This window comes from Agromyces sp. NPDC127015 (genome assembly GCF_042725165.1).
In the GTDB taxonomy this organism is placed as follows: Bacteria; Actinomycetota; Actinomycetes; order Actinomycetales; family Microbacteriaceae; genus Agromyces; species Agromyces chromiiresistens.
Genome location: NZ_JBHXDI010000005.1, coordinates 397,618 through 416,415 on the forward strand (window position 1 = coordinate 397,618; position 18,798 = coordinate 416,415).

The 18,798-nt window shown below is 72.1% G+C and carries 16 protein-coding genes; 11 read left to right on the forward strand and 5 right to left on the reverse strand.

Annotated elements, in window-relative coordinates; all coding sequences use genetic code 11:
• Positions 1–26 precede the first annotated feature (26 nt).
• The 3 genes from fdxA (at position 27) to ACFWGP_RS16665 (ending at position 2,970) form a co-directional block, all read left to right on the forward strand.
• Positions 27–347, forward strand: a complete 321-nt coding sequence (fdxA, locus tag ACFWGP_RS16655; RefSeq protein ID WP_231430504.1) for a ferredoxin — start codon at positions 27–29, stop codon at positions 345–347.
• A 17-nt stretch (positions 348–364) separates the two neighbouring features.
• On the forward strand, positions 365–1,480 hold the full coding sequence (gene dapC / locus ACFWGP_RS16660; RefSeq protein ID WP_308191638.1) for a succinyldiaminopimelate transaminase: 1,116 nt from the start codon (positions 365–367) through the stop codon (positions 1,478–1,480).
• A 179-nt stretch (positions 1,481–1,659) separates the two neighbouring features.
• The gene (locus tag ACFWGP_RS16665; protein WP_231430505.1) at positions 1,660–2,970 is read left to right on the forward strand and encodes a citrate synthase; all 1,311 of its coding nucleotides are present in this window, start codon (positions 1,660–1,662) and stop codon (positions 2,968–2,970) included.
• A gap of 72 nt (positions 2,971–3,042) precedes the next feature.
• On the opposite strand, the gene ACFWGP_RS16670 is transcribed toward ACFWGP_RS16665, so the two are convergent.
• Positions 3,043–4,479 carry an MFS transporter gene (locus ACFWGP_RS16670; RefSeq protein ID WP_275505758.1) on the reverse strand — a complete coding sequence of 479 codons (1,437 nt, stop codon included), beginning with the start codon at positions 4,477–4,479 and terminating at the stop codon, positions 3,043–3,045.
• Positions 4,480–4,654: 175 nt separating this feature from the next.
• Between ACFWGP_RS16670 and ACFWGP_RS16675 the strand changes: the two genes are divergently transcribed.
• A complete protein-coding gene (locus ACFWGP_RS16675) occupies positions 4,655–5,224 on the forward strand; it encodes a TetR/AcrR family transcriptional regulator (RefSeq protein ID WP_231430507.1) in 570 nt (189 codons plus the stop codon).
• Between the two features lie 76 nt (positions 5,225–5,300).
• Here ACFWGP_RS16675 and ACFWGP_RS16680 read toward each other — a convergent pair whose 3' ends face one another.
• Positions 5,301–7,889: a penicillin acylase family protein gene (locus tag ACFWGP_RS16680; protein ID WP_376931401.1), complete on the reverse strand. Its 2,589-nt coding sequence runs from the start codon at positions 7,887–7,889 to the stop codon at positions 5,301–5,303.
• A 143-nt stretch (positions 7,890–8,032) separates the two neighbouring features.
• Complete coding sequence (dapD, locus tag ACFWGP_RS16685; RefSeq protein ID WP_231430509.1) at positions 8,033–8,983, reverse strand: 2,3,4,5-tetrahydropyridine-2,6-dicarboxylate N-succinyltransferase; 951 nt, start codon at positions 8,981–8,983, stop codon at positions 8,033–8,035.
• Between the two features lie 176 nt (positions 8,984–9,159).
• Between dapD and ACFWGP_RS16690 the strand changes: the two genes are divergently transcribed.
• The 4 genes from ACFWGP_RS16690 (at position 9,160) to ACFWGP_RS16705 (ending at position 12,828) form a co-directional block, all read left to right on the forward strand.
• On the forward strand, positions 9,160–10,068 hold the full coding sequence (locus ACFWGP_RS16690) for an ROK family protein (protein ID WP_376931402.1): 909 nt from the start codon (positions 9,160–9,162) through the stop codon (positions 10,066–10,068).
• 87 nt (positions 10,069–10,155) lie between these two features.
• Positions 10,156–11,247: a succinyl-diaminopimelate desuccinylase gene (gene dapE, locus ACFWGP_RS16695; protein ID WP_376931403.1), complete on the forward strand. Its 1,092-nt coding sequence runs from the start codon at positions 10,156–10,158 to the stop codon at positions 11,245–11,247.
• Positions 11,244–12,503, forward strand: coding sequence for a hypothetical protein (locus ACFWGP_RS16700; RefSeq protein WP_376931404.1), 1,260 nt, complete (start codon positions 11,244–11,246; stop codon positions 12,501–12,503). The genes dapE and ACFWGP_RS16700 overlap by 4 nt, the downstream gene beginning before the upstream one ends.
• 151 nt (positions 12,504–12,654) lie before the next feature.
• Positions 12,655–12,828, forward strand: coding sequence for a DUF3117 domain-containing protein (locus tag ACFWGP_RS16705; protein ID WP_067875042.1), 174 nt, complete (start codon positions 12,655–12,657; stop codon positions 12,826–12,828).
• Positions 12,829–12,887: 59 nt separating this feature from the next.
• Here the strand turns inward: ACFWGP_RS16705 and ACFWGP_RS16710 are convergent, their stop codons facing one another.
• Positions 12,888–13,520, reverse strand: coding sequence for an O-methyltransferase (locus ACFWGP_RS16710; RefSeq protein ID WP_231430513.1), 633 nt, complete (start codon positions 13,518–13,520; stop codon positions 12,888–12,890).
• 91 nt (positions 13,521–13,611) lie between these two features.
• Here ACFWGP_RS16710 and ACFWGP_RS16715 point away from each other — a divergent pair, with 91 nt between their 5' ends.
• A complete protein-coding gene (locus tag ACFWGP_RS16715) occupies positions 13,612–14,007 on the forward strand; it encodes a sec-independent translocase (RefSeq protein WP_231430515.1) in 396 nt (131 codons plus the stop codon).
• Between the two features lie 75 nt (positions 14,008–14,082).
• Here ACFWGP_RS16715 and ACFWGP_RS16720 read toward each other — a convergent pair whose 3' ends face one another.
• A complete protein-coding gene (locus ACFWGP_RS16720) occupies positions 14,083–15,633 on the reverse strand; it encodes a succinic semialdehyde dehydrogenase (RefSeq protein WP_376931405.1) in 1,551 nt (516 codons plus the stop codon).
• A 55-nt stretch (positions 15,634–15,688) separates the two neighbouring features.
• Here ACFWGP_RS16720 and ACFWGP_RS16725 point away from each other — a divergent pair, with 55 nt between their 5' ends.
• Complete coding sequence (locus ACFWGP_RS16725; protein WP_376931406.1) at positions 15,689–17,140, forward strand: MFS transporter; 1,452 nt, start codon at positions 15,689–15,691, stop codon at positions 17,138–17,140.
• Positions 17,137–18,690 carry a pyridoxal phosphate-dependent decarboxylase family protein gene (locus tag ACFWGP_RS16730; protein ID WP_376931407.1) on the forward strand — a complete coding sequence of 518 codons (1,554 nt, stop codon included), beginning with the start codon at positions 17,137–17,139 and terminating at the stop codon, positions 18,688–18,690. Before ACFWGP_RS16725 ends, ACFWGP_RS16730 begins: the two co-directional genes overlap by 4 nt.
• Positions 18,691–18,798: the final 108 nt, after the last annotated feature.

The window sequence follows — 18,798 nt, forward strand, 5'->3', positions numbered from 1 at the left end:
GCCTCTCCGAAGGAGCACGAACCACCGTGACCTATGTCATCGCCCTCCCGTGCGTCGATGTGAAAGACCGTGCGTGCATCGACGAGTGCCCCGTCGACTGCATCTACGAGGGTGAGCGCTCGCTCTACATCCACCCCGACGAGTGCGTCGACTGCGGCGCGTGCGAGCCGGTGTGCCCGGTCGAGGCGATCTACTACGAGGACGACCTGCCCGACGAGTGGTCCGACTACTACAAGGCGAACGTCGAGTTCTTCGACGACATCGGCTCGCCCGGCGGTGCCGCGAAGGTCGGCGTCATCGCGAAGGACCACCCGATCATCGCGGCGCTTCCGCCGCAGGCGCACTAGTCGGCGAGGTTCCGACCGTGGCGCGGGGCGAACTGCCCGACTATCCGTGGGACCTCATGGTCCCGTACCGCGAGCGGGCGGCCGCACACCCCGACGGGGTGGTCGACCTCTCGATCGGGTCGCCCGTCGACGAGACGCCCGCGATCGTGCGCGAGGCGCTCGCCGCCTCGACCGACGCTCACGCGTATCCGCAGACCGTCGGCTCCGACCTGCTGCGCGACGAGATCGTCGCGTGGTTCGCCCGGCGTCGCGGCGTGACCGGGCTCACCCGCGAGAACGTGCTGCCCACGGTCGGCTCGAAGGAGCTCGTGGCGCTGCTGCCGTTCCTGCTCGGGCTCGGCGAGGGCGACGTCGTCGTGCACCCGAAGGCCGCGTACCCGAGCTACGAGATGGGTGCGGTGCTCGCCGGCGCGACGGCGATGGCGAGCGACGACCCCGCCGAATGGCCCGACGCGACGAGGCTCGTCTGGCTCAACAGCCCCGGCAACCCCGACGGGCGCGTGCTCACGATCGACGAGCTCCGCACGGCGCGCGAGCGCGCCCTCGAGCTCGACGCGGTCATCGTCGGCGACGAGTGCTACGCCGAGCTCGGGTGGGAGGGCGAGTGGGCCGAGGGCGCGGTGCCGAGCCTGCTCGACCCCAGGGTGGTCGGCGACAGCCGGCGGAACACGCTCGTCGCGTACTCCCTCTCCAAGCAGTCGAACATGGCGGGCTACCGCACCGCGTTCATCGCAGGGTGCCGCACGGTCGTCGGCCGGCTCACGAACGTGCGCAAGCACGCCGGGCTCATGCTCGCCCAGCCGCTGCAGCAGGCGATGATCGCAGCCCTCCGCGACGATGCGCACGTGGCCGAGCAGAAGGAGCGCTACCGAGCGCGCCGCGCGCAGCTCAAGCCGGCGCTCGAGGCGGCAGGCTTCCGCATCGACCGCAGCGACGCCGGCCTCTACCTGTGGGCGACCGAGGGGCGCGACGCGTGGGAGTCGATCGGCCGGCTCGCCGACCTCGGCATCATCGGGGGCCCCGGCCACTTCTACGGCGTGCACCACCCCGAGCACGTGCGCCTGTCGCTCACGGCGACCGACGAGCGCATCGCCGCGGCGGCGTCGCGCCTGCGTGCGGCGGCCGGCTCGTAGCATCCCGACACGAACCCGGCGCGGCGCAGTGTCAGGTGCCGCCAATGTATACAGCGATCTCTTGGCGGATGCGACAGTGTGCCTCCGGCACGTCTAGGCTGTAGGTCGGACCGTGGCCGACCCTACGCCGCGAGCCCGAAAGGCAGGTGACCGCGCAAGTGACGATCACAGGAGGCGCCGTGAGCGACGTCGTGAACCCCGCGGCGGGGCAGAACCCCGAGACCGCGACCCTCAGCTTCCCCGGCGGCACCGCCGAGTTCCCCGTGCGCCCCGCGGTCGACGGCAATGCGAGCATCGACCTGTCGACGCTGACGCGCCAGACGGGGCTCACCGCGCTCGACTACGGATTCGTCAACACCGCATCGACGCGGTCGGCGATCACCTACATCGACGGCGAGCAGGGCATCCTGCGCTACCGGGGCTACCCGATCGAAGAGCTCGCCGAGCACTCGACCTACCTCGAGGTCGCCTGGCTGCTCATCTACGGCCAGCTGCCGACCGCCGACCAGCTCGGCGAGTTCGATGAGAAGGTGCGCCGCCACACGCTGCTGCACGAAGACCTCAAGCGCTTCTTCTCGGCGCTGCCGCACACGGCGCACCCGATGTCGGTGCTGTCGAGCGCGGTCGCGGCCCTCTCGACCTACTACGAGGACTCGTCCGACCCGCACGATCTCGACCACGTCGAGCTCACGACGCTGCGCCTGCTCGCGAAGCTGCCGGTGATCGCCGCCTACGCCCACAAGAAGAGCGTCGGCCAGGCGTTCCTCTATCCCGACAACTCGCTGAACTTCGTCGAGAACTTCCTGCGGCTGAACTTCGGCAACATGGCCGAGCCGTATCGCATCGACCCGACGCTCGCGAAGGCGCTCGACCGGCTGCTCATCCTGCACGAGGACCACGAGCAGAACGCGTCGACCTCGACCGTGCGCCTCGTCGGCTCGACCGGTGCGAACCTCTACTCGTCGATCTCGGCGGGCATCCAGGCACTCTCGGGCCCGCTGCACGGCGGCGCCAACGAGGCCGTGCTGCAGATGCTCGGCCGGATCCAGGAGTCGGGCGAGGGCGTCGCCCGCTTCGTCGAGCGCGTCAAGAACAAGGAAGACGGCGTGAAGCTCATGGGCTTCGGGCACCGCGTCTACAAGAACTACGACCCGCGGGCGAAGATCGTCAAGGAGTCGGCCGACGCCGTGCTCGAGAGCCTCGGCATCGACGACCCGCTGCTCGACATCGCGAAGGAGCTCGAGCAGTTCGCCCTGCAGGACGACTACTTCAAGGAGCGCCGGCTCTACCCGAACGTCGACTTCTACACGGGCGTCATCTACAAGGCGATGGGCTTCCCGACGCGCATGTTCACCGTGCTGTTCGCGATCGGCCGCCTGCCCGGCTGGATCGCCCACTGGCGCGAGATGAACCTCGACCCGCAGACCAAGATCGGTCGCCCGCAGCAGCTCTACACGGGTGAGCCGGTGCGGCACTACCCGGGCGCCTGAGCCCGGCGCGTCGGGCGCACGAACGACGAGGGTCCCGATTCCGGTGGAATCGGGACCCTTCGCGTCGGCCGATCAGGCCGCGTCGACGAGTTCGGCCGTCGGCGAGGCATCCAGTTCGTCGAGGCGCGCCGTACGGGGTGCTCGCCCGACCGCGAGCACGATGACGGCGGCGAGCACCGCCATCAGCGCGACCGTGAGCCACGCGATGTCGTAGCCCGTCTGCGTCGGGGCGGCCGTGCCGCCCGCGCCGCCGAAGACGATGGTGCTCACGAGGGCCGATCCGATCGCCGAGCCGATCGTGCGGAGGTTCGCGTTCACGCCGGTCGCCACGCCGGTGCGGTCGGCGGGTACGCTCTCGACGACGATGCTCGCCGCCGAGGCGTAGGCGAGCCCGATGCCGACGCCGAACACGCCGCCGGCGACCGCGAGCTTCCACACCGCGTCGTGGTCGAACACGGCGAACCCGACGCCTGCGGCCATGAGCAGTGCGCCGCCCGCGAGCATGAGGCGAAGCGGGATGACGCGGCTGAGCGCCCCGGCGGCGAAGCCGACGCCCGACATGCCGATGAGCAGCGGCAGCAGGGCGAGCCCCGCGGCCTGCACGTCGAGGCCGAGCCCCCAGCCTGCCGTCGTCTCGAGGAACTGCGGCAGGTAGCCCCAGAACCCGAATGCCGCGGCGCCGAGCAGCAGTGACGCCGCATTGACCGGCCAGAGCTCACGGGCGAAGAGCAGGCGCAGGTCGACGAGCGGCTCGGCCGAGCGCAGCTCGGTGACCGCCCAGGCGGCCATCAGCAGGGCGGCGAGCACGAACAGGCCGATCGTGAGCGGCGACCCCCAGCCCCAGCGGGCGCCGGAGCTGAGCGGGACGAGGAGGGCGACGAGCCAGCCCGACAGCAGCACGCCGGCGAGCACGTTCACCCGACCGGTCGCGCGGGTGCCGGTCGCCGGCACGAGGAGCGCGACGAGCACGATGCCCGCGATCGCGGTGATGAGCGGGACGGCGAACACCGCGCGCCAGCTGAGCACGCCGGCGATCGGGCCGGCGAGCACGCTGCCCGCGGCGCCGCCGATGCCGATGATCGCGCTCGTCGCGCCGATCGCGCCGGTGAGGCGTTCGCGCGGCATGACGTCGCGCAGCAGGCCGAACGCGAGGGGGAACAGCGCCCCGCCCACCCCCTGCAGGATGCGGCCCGCGATGAGGGTCGTGAGGTCGGGTGCGACCGCGGCGACGATGTCGCCCACGGCGACGACCGCGAGCACGGCGAGGAAGGTGGCGCGGCGCCCGCGGAGGTCGCCGATGCGACCGAGCAGGGGAGTGGCGACGGCGGCCGCGATGAGCCAGGCCGTGTTGGTCCACGAGGCCGTGTCGGCGGCGACGCCGAAGTCGGCGGCGATGGTCGGGATGACGGGGATGACGAGATTCTGGAGCAGCGCGAGCGAGGCGACGCTCACGGCGATGGCCGCGAAAGCGGCGCGTGAGGTGGTTGACACTGCGGACCCTTCGGTCAGGTGCGCGAACGCGAGGAGCGAGGTAAAGTGGAGTACGGCTCCGAGTGGAGGAAGCCTCCGGTTATCGACGAAGACGACATTACCGGAGGCTGCCTCCGTTTCGCAAGGGGTCCACTGGAATTCGTCGGCGGCACGTCACCTGCCCGCCGCAACCGGCAGAGGAGTTGAGCGCGGAATGACCGAGGTGCTGCGGGTGCACACCCTCGAGGCGCGGCGGCCCCGCCGTGCCGACGCCGCGCGCAACTTCGACGCGCTCGTCGCGGCGGGGCGGCAGGCGTTCGCCGAAGACGGCTCGTCGGCCTCGCTCGAGGACATCGCCCGGCGCGCCGGGGTCGGCATCGGCACGCTCTACCGCAACTTCCCGACCCGAGACGACCTCATCGAGACGCTCTACCTGGGCGAGGTCGAGGCGCTCGCCCAGGCGGCCGACGAGGTCTCGGCGCTCGAGCCGTGGCCCGCGCTCGAGACCTGGCTCGACCGATTCGTCTCGTACGTGGGCACCAAGCACGCCCTGCTCGAGGGGCTCAACCGCGAGTCGTCCGTGCTCGGCGAATGCCGGTCGATCATGCTGGGCGCCGGCGAGCCGCTGCTCGCGCGCGCCCAGGCCGCCGGCGAGGTGCGCGACGACGTCACCATCGGCGACGTCGTGAAGCTCGTCTCGGGAGTCGCGGCCGTGTCGTCGTTCGACGACGAGGCGCAGCGCAGTCGTGTGCTCGGGCTCGCGATCAACGCGATCCGCACCTGACCGCGCGGTCGGGGAGCGACGCGGGAGCGTCGGGGGAGCCACGGCACGGCGACGCCCCCGATACCGCGCAGAGCGTCTACTCGACCGCGCGGAGCAGCAGCGTGTCGCGCGCCGACGCGACGATCGCGTCGAGCGTGAACGGCCACTGCCGCGTGTCGCCCCGTTGCCAGAGCGGTGCCTGGTCGTCGTAGTTCGGGTGGAACGCGTGCCCCGAGGCGCCGGTGAGGTTGATCCACGTCGATCGGTCGACGTCGTCGAGGTCGACGACCATGCGCATCGACGGCACCCAGTCGACGCCGTACCCCTGCGAGGCGTCCCATCCGATCGCGTTCACGATCGCCGATCCGCCGCCGAGCTCGTACGGCCCGCGGTTGAACAGCCATTCGACGGGCGCGACGCCCGACTCGCCGAAGCTCTGGTTGGTGAGCGTCAGCGTGTGCAGGTCGCCCCACCGCCAGTCGGCGGCATCGTCGCCCATGAGGTCGGCCGCCTCGTCCCACGCCTCGTCGAGCGCCTTCGCGATCGCCGCGTCACGAGCCGGTACCTCGCCGGATGCCTCGCCCCACCACGACGAGTCGGGCTGGCCGAGCAGGGTGCCCACGACCGTGAACCATCGGTCGCCGCCCTGCGGCAGGGTCTCGGCGGGCAGCCCGCCGAACATGTCGTCGAGGAGCGTCCGCCAGAACACGTTGAAGTACGCGGCCTCGGCGCTGTCGGCGTCGGCGTGCCCGTTCCAGCCGTCGAGCAGCTCGGCGCCGCGAGCGGCGTCGCCCGAGAGGTCGAGCTCCGCGATCACCGGCAGGAACCGGGCGGCGTTCGCATCGGACGTGTCGAGCTGGATCGACGACATGTCGTCGGCGGTGAGCTTCGCTCCGCCCGCGAGCGCCGCGCGGAGTCGCGAGTCGATCCCGGTGGCGCGGTAGCCGTAGTCCCAGTCCTTCGTCAGCAGCGGGCCGTCGGGTCCGGCGGCCGCGTTGTTCGCCGTCACGATGTACCCGGCGGGCGGGTTCTGCACGCTCGGGAGCTCGTCGAACGGCAGCATGCCGCTCCAGCCGTTGGCGCTCGTCCACCCGGGCAGCGGCATCGTGCCGTCGCCCGACTTGCGGAGCGGGATCTTGCCGGGCGCCTGATAGCCGATGTTGCCCTCGTCGTCGGCGTAGATGAGGTTCTGCGCCGGCACGTCGAAGAGCGACGCCGCGTGGCGGAAGCCGTCCCAGTCGCGCGCGCGGTCGAGCGCGAAGATCGCCTGGGCGGTCGTGCCGGGCGTGAGCGCGGTCCACTGCAGGGAGACCTGCAGGTCGGAGGCTTCGTCGGGGGATGCCGCGGCTGCGGCATCCGCGACGGCCGTGAAGTCGCTCCCGATGCCGGTGACGATGGGACCGCGACCGGTCGAGCGCACCGTGATGGTCACCGGGTCGCCGCCCGCGACCTCGATCACCTCCTCGCGGAGGGTGAGCGGCACCATCGCGCCGTCGAGCTCGTACGAGTCGCCCTCGACCCGCTCGAGGTAGAGGTCGGCGACATCGGGGCCGAGGTTCGTGAACCCCCACGCGATGCGTTCGTTGTGCCCGATGATCACGCCCGGCAGCCCCGAGAACGTGTAGCCGGCCACGTCGAACGCGCAGTCGTCGTTGATCTCGGTGCAGTGCAGGCCCATCTGCGCCCAGATCGACGGCATCGCCGGGCCGAGGTGGGGGTCGTTGGCCAGGAGCGGCTTGCCGCTCTCGGTGAGACTGCCGGAGACGACCCACGAGTTCGAGCCGATGTCGCCGCCCTCGGGACCGAGCAGTTCGGGGAGGTCGTCGAGGGCTGCGGCGAGCGAGGTCAACGGGGCGGCGTACCCTGGCGCCGAGGCATCCGTCGTCGTGGTCGTGACCGGTGTCGCGAGCGGTGCGCCGTCGGCATCGAGCAGCCGGCTCCCGGTCGCCGCCGGAGCGGCGGCGATCGGTCCGCCGACGATCGTCGGCATCTGCCCCCAGGCGTAGTCGGGGTGGAGCTCGGCGACCTGCTCGGGCGTCAGCTCGGTCGTGAGCAGGGCGCGGTCGATCTCGTCGCCGAGGTTCGAGCGCAGGTCCCACGCCATGGCCTTGAGCCAGGCGATCGAGTCCACCGGCGTCCACGGCTCGGGGGAGTAGCCGGGGTTCTGCAGCCCGAGCACGGCGTACTCGAGCGAGAGGTCGGCGCCCGAGTGCTCGTCGAGGTAGGCGTTGACGCCCGCGGCGTAGGCGTCGTAGTAGGCGCGCGACTCCTCGTCGAGCAGCTCGTACTCCTGCTCGGCGATGCCGCGCCAGTCGAGGGTGCGGATGAACGTGTCGGTGCCGACCTGCGACTCGCCGAAGAGCTCCGCGAGCCGGCCCGCCGTCACGTGGCGGCGGAAGTCCATCTCCCAGAACCGGTCCTGCGCGTGCACGTAGCCCTGTGCGAAGAAGAGGTCGTGGCTCGTGTCGCCGACGATCTGGGGGATGCCTGCCTCGTCGCGGTAGACGGTGACGTCGGTGTCGAGCCCCCGCACGTCGATACGTCCGCTCGTCGTGGGGAAGGAGCGCTGCACCGTCCACCAGCCGATGCCGGCCCCGACGACCGCGAGCACGAGCACGGCGACCAGGAGGCCGATGAGGAAGCTCAGGCCTCGATGGCGGCTGGTTCTCGGGGCGTCGGTACCCACGTCACTCCTTCGTGATGCGCATGACGAGGGCCGCCACTCGGCGGCCTCGGAGCACCACTGTACCCCGAGCCAGTGGGGCGCATGACCCACGTCCCGCCCGTCGAGGAGCGCCCGGGGAGTGGGATGCGGAGGGCGATGCGCCCCTACGCGTGCAGTGCCGAGTTGAGCACGATGCCGTGCCCGTCGCGTGCGAGCACCTCGACCCGGCCGCTCAGCGAGTTGCGCCGGAACAGCAGGCTCGGCTGTCCCGACAGCTCGACCGCCTTCACGGTGCGCTCGTCGCCGTCGTCGCCCAGGATGACGACCTTCGTGCCCGCGGTCACGTAGAGTCCGGCCTCGACGACCGAGTCGTCGCCGATCGAGATGCCGATGCCCGAGTTCGCGCCGAGCAGCGCCCGTTCGCCGATCTCGACGCGCTGGGTGCCGCCGCCAGACAGGGTGCCCATGATCGAGGCGCCGCCGCCGATGTCGCTGCCGTCGCCGACGACGACGCCCTGCGAGATGCGGCCCTCGACCATCGAGGTGCCGAGCGTGCCGGCGTTGAAGTTCACGAAGCCCTCGTGCATGACGGTCGTGCCGGGAGCGAGGTGCGCGCCCAGGCGCACGCGCGAGGCGTCCGCGATGCGCACCCGCTCGGGCGTCACGTAGTCGAGGAGGCGCGGGAACTTGTCGAGCCCCGTCGCGTGGATGCCCGCGCGCTGGAGCGCCGGCCGCAGGCGATCGAAGTCGGCCGGGTGCACGGGGCCGGCGTTCGTCCACACGACGGCGGGAAGGTGGGCGAAGACGCCGTCGAGGTTGACCGTGTTCGGGGCCGCGAGCAGGTGCGAGAGCACGTGCAGCCGCAGGTAGGCGTCGGCGGTGCCCCCGGGCGCTGCGTCGAGGTCGATCGTGAGCTCGACGACCTCCACGCGCACGTTGCGGCGGGCGTCGTCGCCCGCGAGGGCCGCGTGCTCGGGGGCGAGGGGGGATGCCTCCGCGCCGAGCCGAGGCCTCGGGAACCACGCGTCGAGCACCGTGCCGTCGCCGGCGATCGTCGTGAGCCCGGCGGCGGAGGCCGTGCGGGCAGGGCGGATGGCGTCGTCGTTCGCGGGCATGCTCCAAGGGTAGCGAGCGGCGGCGGGCGCTGCCGCGTGTGACGTCGGGCGTCCGTCGTACGTCGAGCGCCGATCGAGCGGGATCCAGGTTGGACACCCGTGGTCGGAGTCTGATAGCTTCCACCGTATGACAGCGCTGTCTTAGAAACAGACGACGGGCCGACGGAAGGAGCACCGTGACCGGCAACCGGGTAGCGACCATCGAACTCGGCGGGACCCACGTCGCCGTCGCCGTCATCGACCTCGCCGCCCGTGCGATCGTCGGGGGCACCCACCTGACCCGGCCCCTGAACTCCGGCGGGAGCGCCGACGACATCCTCGACGCCATCGCCGCCGCCGCCCGCGTGCTCGGATCCGAGCACGGGGGGCGTTGGGCCGTCGCAGTGCCCGGTCCGTTCGACTTCGCCGCCGGCATCGCGCAGTACACCGGCGTGGGGAAGTTCGACTCGCTGTACGGCATCGACCTGCGCGCACGGCTCGCCGACGCCCTCGACGCGGAGCCGAGCTCGTTCACGTTCGTCAACGACGCGGACGCGTTCGCACTCGGCGAGTACGCGGCCGGCGCCGCCCGTGGCCTGTCGAGATTCTGCTGCGTCACGCTCGGCACCGGCGTCGGCTCCGGATGGGTCGTCGCGGGTGAACGGACCGACGGCGCCGCTCCGGGCGGCGAGGTGCATCTGCTCGAGTTCGAGGGGCAGCGCATCGAGGCGCGGATGTCGCGCCGGGCCATCAGGGCCGCCTACTCGCGGAGGACGGGCCGATCGGAAGCCGTGCCCGACGTGAAGGAGATCGCCGACCTGGCCCGCGGCGGCGATCCGATCGCGCGCGACGTGCTCGAGGACGCGTTCTCGTTCCTCGGGCGAGCGCTCGACGGTCCGCTCGCCCGATTCGATGCCGACGCGCTCATCATCGGCGGGACGATCGCCCGCTCGTGGGACCTCCTCGAGCCGGCGCTGTCCTCGGGGCTCCGCCGACCGGGCTTCCCGGTCATCCGGGCGGAGCTCTCGGACGAGGCGCCGATGATCGGCGCCGCGTACGCGGCGCACTCCGCCGACGCGGCGATGCTCGGCGCTCGCGGACGCTGAGCCCGATCCGCCCGTCGCCCTCCGTCGGCGCGAGGAGTCGTCGTCGTGCGCGCAGACCGTCCGACCACCCGCGAATAGACTCGGGGAATGCCCTCCGCGATCCCCGATTCGCTCGATCTCACCGCCGACGCCGTCGCCATCACGCAGGCGATCTGCGACATCCGCAGCGTCTCGGGCGACGAGACCCCGTTGGCCGACCTCATCGAGCGGGCGCTCGCCGAGGCATCCCACCTCGAGGTCGTCCGCGACGGCGACACGGTCGTCGCGCGCACGAACCTCGGGCGCGAGCGCCGCGTCGTGATCGCCGGGCACATCGACACGGTGCCGATCAACGAGAACCTGCCGACGCGGTTCGAGACGATCGACGGCGTCGAGTACCTGTGGGGCCGCGGCACCGTCGACATGAAGGCCGGCGTCGCGGTGCAGTTGAAGCTCGCCCTCGAGCTCACCGATCCCATCGTCGACCTCACCTGGATGTGGTACGACCACGAAGAGGTCGCCGCCTCGCTCAACGGGCTCGGTCGGCTCTCGCGCAATCGCCCCGAGCTGTTCGAGGGCGACTTCGCGATCCTCGGCGAGCCGTCGAACGGGCAGGTCGAGGGCGGCTGCAACGGCACCCTGCGGGCCGAGGTGCGCACGACGGGCCTGCGGGCGCACTCCGCGCGCAGCTGGGTCGGCGACAACGCGATCCACAAGCTCGCGCCCGCGCTCACGCGCCTCGCCGAGTACGAGGCCGAGACGGTCGAGGTCGATGGGCTCGCCTACCGCGAGGGCCTCAACGCCGTGCTCGTCGAGGGCGGCGTCGCGGGCAACGTCATCCCCGACTCGGCCGTGCTCACCGTGAACTACCGCTTCGCCCCGAGCCGCAGCGTCGCCGAGGCGTCCGCCCTCGTCCGCGCCGTGTTCGAGGGCTTCGACGTCGACATCGTCGACAGCGCCGAGGGTGCGCGGCCGGGCCTCGACGCCCATCTCGCGCAGCAGTTCGTCGCCGCGGTCGGCGCCGAGGCGCGGCCGAAGTACGGCTGGACGGATGTCGCGCGCTTCAGCGCCCTCGGCATCCCGGCCGTGAACTTCGGCCCGGGCGATCCCTTGAAGGCGCACGCCGATGACGAGCGCGTGCAGGTCGCCCAGATCCTCGACACCGAGCGGGCGCTGCGGGCCTGGCTCACCGGGGCATGAGCGCAGACTCCGTGAACTCGGGGTCGGCGGTGCGCGAACCCGATCCGTACCGGGTGTCCCGCCGGTCGCTGCGCGTGCGCTGGCGGCTGCTCCCGTGGTGGGTCAAGGTCACGCTCGTCTACCTCGCCGCCCGGGTGCTGACGACGATCATGGTGATCGAGGTGGCGCGGCAGCAGGGGCCCAATTCCTGGACGGGCGCGAAGCCCGGCTACCTCGACTTCGCGAGCCTGTGGGACGCCCGCTGGTACGAGATCATCGGCATCGGCGGCTATCCGCGCGAGCTGCCGCTCGCAGACGACGGCCACGTGGCTGAGAACGCGTGGGCATTCCTGCCGCTCTACCCGGGCGCGACCGAGGCCGCGACCCTGCTCGGCCTGCCGTGGAAGCTCGCGGCCGTCATCGTCGCGGTCACCGCCGGCTACGGCGCCGCACTCGTCCTGCACCGGCTCATGTTGCGCTTCCTCGAACCCGACCGGGCGCTGTTCGCCGTGGTGCTGTTCTCGATCGCCCCGGTGTCGCCGATCATGCAGTTCGGGTACGCCGAATCGCTCGGGTTCCTCTGGGTCGCGCTCGCGCTGCTCCTGCTGGTCGATCGACGGTACGGATGGCTCGTACCGGTCGTCCTCGCGTGGGCGTTCACCCGACCCGGGGCGCTCGCGTTCGCGCTCACCCTCGGATTGCACTTCGTGTGGCGCTGGTGGCACCGCGACCGCGACCCGTTCCCGCCGCGCGAGCAGCTCGTCGTGATCGGAGTGGGGCTCTTCACCGTGCTCGCGGGGTTCGCATGGCCGCTCATCGTGTGGGGCGTGACCGGGCAGGTCGACGGGTACACCGAGACCGAGCTGGCCTGGCGGTCGGCGTACATCGGCAGGCAGGAGCTCGTGCCGCTCACGCCCTGGTTCCAGGGCGGGGCGTGGTGGGCGACCTGGGTCGGGCTGCCGGCCTGGGTGGGCATCGCCGCCGTCGGCGTGCTCGCGGTCGGGTTCGCGGCGATGCTGTTCCTGCCTGCGGTGCGCCGGCTCGGCGTCGACATCCGGTTCTGGCTCGCGAGCTACGGCCTGTACCTCTTCGCGGTGTTCTTCCCGCAGTCGTCGACGTTCCGCATCCTCGCGCCGCTGTTCCCGATCGTGGGTGCGCTCGCGGTGCCGAGGGCGCGATGGTACCGGTGGTCGATCGTGCTGCTGCTCATCGCGCTCCAATACTGGTGGCTCGCCGGGGTCTGGCGCGTCGACGACTACGACTGGACGCCTCCCTGATCGGGGCAGGAATCCTGACATCCGGGGTGGGCGAAACGCCGGTGAACAGGGGGCGAATCAGGGTCGACCGCTCATCCACAACTTCGCGGCGATTTCACAGCAACGCTCGGGATGTCCGATAATGGAATCTCAGCAGCGAAAGGGGAGCTCAATGGCGGCCATGAAGCCACGCACCGGAGACGGGCCTATGGAGGCTGTGAAGGAGGGGCGACTCATCATCGTGCGCGTGCCGCTCGAGGGTGGAGGGCGCCTCGTCGTCTCGGTGAACGACGCTGAGGCCAAGGAGCTCTACGACGTCCTCGGCGGCGTCGTGAACCCTGCCTGAGTCATACGCACTGTTCGAGCCCCGAGAGCGTTCTCGGGGCTCGTGGCGTTAAGGGGCGCTCAGGCGCCGAGCTTGACGATCTGCAGCAGGCCGTCGCCGGCGGGCGAGATCGCGGTCGCGACCGCCGTCGACGAGGCGAGTTCGGTGATGAGCGTGCGGAACGCGCTCGCCGCTTCGTCTCGCTTGGCCGGGTCGGCGACGCGGCCCTTCCAGAGGGCGCGCGCCACGAGCACGCTGCCGCCGGGCTTCGCGAGGCGGAGGCCGTGTTCGGCGTACTCGATCACCGACGGGGCGTCGGCGTCGACGAACACGATGTCGTACGAGCTCTCGTTCATGCGCGGGAGCACCTCGCTCGCGCGCCCTGCGATGAGTCGCACGCGCGCCGCGGCGATGCCGGCGTCGGCGAAGTGCTGGCGGGCGTGCTGCTGGTACTCGTTCTCGGTGTCGATCGACGTGAGCATCGCGTGCCGGGCGGTCTGCAGCATCCAGAGTCCCGAGACGCCGAGCCCGGTGCCGACCTCGATGATGGAGCTCGCACGCGAGGCGGCGGCGATGACGGCGAGCTGGGCGCCCACCGCAGGGGAGACGGGATCGACCCCGAGCTCGAGCGACTGCTGACGCGCCTTGATGATCGGCTCGGACTCGACGACCGACTCGTCGACGTACTTCCAGTTCAGGTCGTGATCGGACACGGTTCGGCTCCCTGGTGGCTCTCTCGACACCCCAGCCTAGGGGGCCGACGGCGTGGCGTTCGCATGCCTCGCCGCCGACTATCCTGTAGGGGTGTTCGGTCTGACGTTCGAGAAGCTCCTCATCATCGGGGTGATCGCCGTCTTCCTGCTCGGCCCCGAACGCCTGCCGCACTACGCGGCACAGCTCGGCCGGCTGGTGCGCTCGCTGCGGGACATGGCCAACGGCGCGAAAGACCGCATGCGCGAAGAGATGGGCCCCGACTTCGACGACGTCGACTGGAAGAAGCTCGACCCGCGCCAGTACGACCCGCGCCGCATCATCCGCGAGGCGCTCACCGACGTCGACCCGTTCGCCGAAGAGGCGGCGCCGACGCCGGTCGTGGCGCGCGCGGGCGTCAACGAGAACTCCGCGTACCTGCAGCGCAAGCGCAAGCGGGAGGCGCTCGGCGCGGGCGAGCCCGCGCCGTTCGACTCCGAGGCCACCTGATCGGCCGGGATGCCTCGTGCCCGAGGCATCCCGAAGCGCTCGTGACACGACCGACCGGGATGGCTCGCGCGCGGGTCAGGCGCGGCGCACGGCCTTGAGCGCCCGCGCCAGGAGCAGCAGCAGCGGCGCCTGCGCCTCGTACTCGGCCGAGGTGCGCGGCAACTGCAGCAGGCCGGTCGCCTGCGAGATCGTGACGGGCTCGACGAAGCGGAGGAGCCCCGCCTCGCCGTTGCGTCGGCCCACGCCCGACTGCTTCACGCCGCCCATCGGGGCGGCGACCGAGGCGAACGAGCCGCGGTAGCCCTCGTTGATGTTGACGCTCCCGGCCTCGAGCGCGTCGGCGACGCGGTGGCCGCGGCGCGTCGATCCGGTGAAGACCGCGGCGTTCAGCCCGTACTCGCTCGCGTTGGCGGCGAGCACCGCCTCGTCGTCGCCCGACACGAGGTAGAGCGACGCGATCGCGCCGAACGTCTCCTCGGCGTGGACGCGCATCTCAGGGGTCACGCCCGTGAGGATCGTGGGCTCGAACACCCACGGGCCGAGGTCGGGGCGGGCTTTGCCGCCGACGAGCACGGTCGCGCCCTTCTCGACGGCGTCGTCGAGGTGGGCCTGCACCCGCGCGAGCTGCGCGGCGCTCGCGAGCGAGCCGAAGTCGGCGCCGAAGCCGACCGACGTGCCGAGCTTCGCGGTACGCAGCCGGTCGACGAGCTCGCGCTCGAAGTCTCCCGCGATCCTCCGGTCGACGAAGATGCGCTCGATCGAGACGCACAGCTGCCCCATCGCCGAGAAGCAGGCGTGGGCCGCATTCGCCGCCGCGCGGGCCGGGTCGGCGTCGTCGAGCACGAGCAGGGCGTTCTTGCCGCCGAGTTCGAGCGAGGCGCCGACGAGGCGCCGCCCGGCCTTCTCGGCGATCCTGCGTCCCGTCGCCGTCGAGCCCGTGAAGCAGATGTAGTCGACGGTGTCGGTGAGCGCCTCACCGACCTCGGCCGCATCGCCCGTCACGACCGCCCAGAGGGCTTCGGGCACGCCCGCGTCGATGTACGCGCGACGCAGCGCGAGGATCGACAGTGCTCCCTGGTCGTCGGCCTTCTGCACGACGCCGCAACCGGCGGCGAGGGCGGGCACCACGTCCATGGCGGCGAGGCTGAGCGCGTAGTTCCACGGCGTGATGACACCGACGACGCCCTTGGGTGCGAAGCGCACGCGCGAGGTCGCGACGGTCGGGATGCCGGAACGGACGGGACGACCGCGCAGCACCCTGCGGGCCGCGATCGCGTTGTAGCGGGTGACCGACGCGGCCTCGAAGATCTCCTCGAACGCCTGCCCCCTGGTCTTGCCGCTCTCGAGCTGGATGAGGTCGAGCAGTTCGTCGCGTCGCTCCAGCAGCAGGTCGTGCGCGGCGAGCAGCACGCGGCGGCGCTCCGCGAAGCCGGCGCGGGCCCACGCGAGCTGGGCGAGCCGTGCCCGGTCGACGGCGTCGTGCACGTCGTCGGCGCTCGAGCGGGGCAGATCGTGCAGCACCTCGCCCGTGGTGGGCGTCGGCACGGCGGTGGTCTCCGCGCCCGACGCGACGACGTCGTCGGTCAGGCTGCGGAACAGGTCGGGGGAGGCGGTCTGGGCGCGCATGCGCACAGTCTAGGTCAAGTGACCCACTTCGCCGCCGTGTGAGTACACTTCCCCCATGACCGCAGCGGAGCGTCCCCAGTCCCGAGGCGCGTTGTCCCGTGGCGTCGTCGCCCGCTACGCGATCGGTTCGCTCGGCACCGGCGGGTTCGCGACGCTGCCCGGACTCGTCCTCGTCTACTACCTCACCGACACGCTCGGGGTGAGCGCCCTCATCGCCGGTCTCGTGGTCACCGCCGCGAAGGTGTGGGACGTCGTCATCGACCCGTGGATCGGCGCGCGCAGCGACCGGGCGCTCGTGCGCGCGGGCACCCGCCGCACGTGGATGCTCGTCGGCGCGATCGCCCTGCCCGTGGGCTTCGCACTCACGTTCGCGGTGCCGGCGGGCGTCGCACCCGCGGCGTCCGGGGTGTGGGTGTTCGTCGCGTTCCTCGCAACCGCGACCGCGTTCAGCCTCTTCCAGGTGCCGTACATCGCGCTGCCCGCCGAACTCACCGGCGACTACGACGAGCGCACGCGACTGCTGACGTGGCGGGTCGTCGTGCTCACCCTCGCGATCCTGCTGTTCGGAGCCGGCGGGCCCGAGATCCGCAACGCGTTCGACGACGAGGCGACCGGCTACCTCGTGATGGCGATCGTCGCGGGCGTCGTCATCGGCGTCGGCATGCTGATCGCCGCGGGCACGGCGAAGCGGGCGGATGCCGCGGCCCTCGGCCGATCGCAGCAGCGGGCGTCGGCGGTGTCGGCCGAGGGCGGGTACCGCGAGGGACTGCGCGCGCTGCGTCGCAGCCTGCCGTTCCGCGTGCTGCTCGCGGTGTTCGTGCTGCAGGGGCTCGCGACCGGGCTCATGCTCGCGGGTGCCCAGTTCGTGGCGACGTGGGTGCTCGAGTCCGAGACCGCGGTCACGCTGCTCTTCGTCGCGCTCATCGCCCCGGCGTTGTTCTTCGCCCCGCTCTGGGGGCGGCTCGCCCGCCGCATCGGCAAGGAGCGCGGCTTCCGCGTCGCGAGCATCGTGTTCGCGCTCGCGGCCCTCAGCATGGTCCTGCTCGTCTGGGCGCCCGGCCCCTGGGTGTACCTGCCCGTCGCGGTCGCGGGCGCCGCCTACGCCGGCATGCAGTCGCTGCCCATGGCGATGCTGCCCGACGTCATCTCGCACGACGCCCGGCGGACCGGACGCGACAACGCCGGCAGCTTCGGCGGCGTGTGGACGGCGGGCGAGACCGCCGGCATGGCGCTCGGCGCCACGCTGCTCACCCTCATGCTCGCCGCGACCGGCTACCTCGAGTCGAGGGGCGCCGAGACGGTCGAGCAGTCGGCGGCGGCGGTCGCGGGCATCGCGCTCTCGTTCAGCCTCGTGCCCGCGCTGCTCGTCGCGGTCAGCGTCGTCGTGCTGCGCGCCTACCCGCTGCGCCGCGCCGACGTGGATCATGACGTCGCGGCCCTCGCCGGCATCGCCGGCGACCCCGGAACGACCGGTGCCGCCGGCACCACCGAAGGGAGCACCCGATGATCGGGTTCCGCCGCGAGGCATCCGAGATCCTGCGCGAGCTCGACGCGCTGCGCGCCGCCGACGCGCCCACCCACGGCGGCCGCGTGCTGTCGTACGTGTACGACTCGGGCCTCGACGAACTCGACGAGCTCGCCGGCCGCGCCGCCCGGCGGGTGCAACCCGTCAACGGGCTCGACCCGACCACGTTCGGCTCCGTCGCCGCGATGGAGCGCGCCGTCGTCGGCTTCGCCCGGCGCGTGCTCGGCGGGGGCGACGGCGGCGCCGACGGCGAGGTCGTCGTCGGCTCGGTGACGTCCGGCGGCACCGAGAGCTGCCTGCTCGCAGTGAAGTCGGCCCGCGACGCCTGGCGCGCCGCACGGATCGGCTCGCCGCGGGTGCCCCGCGTCGTCGCGCCCGTCACGGTGCACGCCGCGTTCCACAAGGCGGCCCACTACTTCGGCCTCGAGCTCGACCTCGTTCCCGTCGACCCGGAGACCGGCACCCTCGCGCCGTCGGCGATCGAGGAGCGCCTGGGTGACGACGTCGCGCTCGTGGTGGTGAGTGCGCCCTCCTATCCGTTCGCGAGCCTCGACCCCGTCGCCGACGTCGCCGCGATCACCGCCGCCCGCGGCATCGCCCTCCACGTCGACGCCTGCATCGGCGGATTCGCGCTCGCCTTCTGGCCCGAGCCGCTGCCCGCCTGGAACCTGTCGGTGCCCGGCGTCACGAGCATCTCGGCGGACCTGCACAAGTACGGCTACGCGCCGAAGGGCGCCTCGGTGCTGCTCACGCGCGGACGCGACCGCCAGCGCCGCCAGTACTTCGCGACCACCGGCTGGCCCGGCTACCCGGTCGTGAACCCCACGATGACGGGCTCGAAGCCGGCCGGGCCGCTCGCGGCGGCGTGGGCGATCATCGAGGCGCTGGGCGAGCCCGGCTTCCGCGACCTGACCGCGCAGACGGCGCGTGCGACCGCGGAGTTGCGCGCCGCGATCGACGGCATCGAGGGCCTGCGCGTCGTCGGCGAGCCCGTGGGGCCGCTGCTCGCGGTCGCCGCCGACGAGGCGGCTCCGGTCACGTCGCGGGTCGACCCGCACCACTGGGCGGATGCCGCGCGCGAGGCCGGCTGGCAGCTGCAGTTGCAGCCCGGACTCGCCCAGGCCGACGGCACCCGACTGCCGCACACGACCCACCTGACGGTCACCCCGGTCACGGAGCGGGTGCTGCCCGAACTCGTTCCGGCGCTCGTGGCGGCGGCCGACGAGGTGCGCGGCATCCCGCGCATCGACGGCCGGGTCGCGCTCGCCGGGCTCGCGGAGGCCCTGCCCGGCGGGGTCGGGGGAGCGTTGCTCGATGCAGGCGGGACCGACGCGGCGGCCTTCGACCTGTTCGCCGCTTCGCTCGACTCGGATGCCGCGGCCGCGGTGCTCTCGGCCGCAGGGCTCCTCGGCGGCGAGGGGGCGCTGCCCGACCGGCTCGCGCCCGTGCTCGCGCTCGTCGAGGCCCTGCCCGGGTCGCTCACCGAGCGCCTGCTCATCGAGCTGCTCGCACGGGTCGTCGAGCCGACCTGATCCGTCCACCCGTTTCAGGAGCGAGCGCGCCGCTCAGGACGTCTTCTCCGGTTTCGCCGTGATGCGGGCAGTTTGTCCTCAGCGGTGACGTGTCCGTCAGCCGAGCGC

Coding starts and splice junctions, on each gene's coding strand:
- ACFWGP_RS16675 (WP_231430507.1), top strand. CDS start 4,655: ATGACCGAGGTGCTGCGGGTGCACACCCTCGAGGCGCGGCGGCCCCGC.
- dapD (WP_231430509.1), bottom strand. CDS start 8,983: ATGCCCGCGAACGACGACGCCATCCGCCCTGCCCGCACGGCCTCCGCC.
- dapE (WP_376931403.1), top strand. CDS start 10,156: ATGCCCTCCGCGATCCCCGATTCGCTCGATCTCACCGCCGACGCCGTC.
- ACFWGP_RS16700 (WP_376931404.1), top strand. CDS start 11,244: ATGAGCGCAGACTCCGTGAACTCGGGGTCGGCGGTGCGCGAACCCGAT.
- ACFWGP_RS16705 (WP_067875042.1), top strand. CDS start 12,655: ATGGCGGCCATGAAGCCACGCACCGGAGACGGGCCTATGGAGGCTGTG.
- ACFWGP_RS16720 (WP_376931405.1), bottom strand. CDS start 15,633: ATGCGCGCCCAGACCGCCTCCCCCGACCTGTTCCGCAGCCTGACCGAC.
- ACFWGP_RS16725 (WP_376931406.1), top strand. CDS start 15,689: ATGACCGCAGCGGAGCGTCCCCAGTCCCGAGGCGCGTTGTCCCGTGGC.
- ACFWGP_RS16730 (WP_376931407.1), top strand. CDS start 17,137: ATGATCGGGTTCCGCCGCGAGGCATCCGAGATCCTGCGCGAGCTCGAC.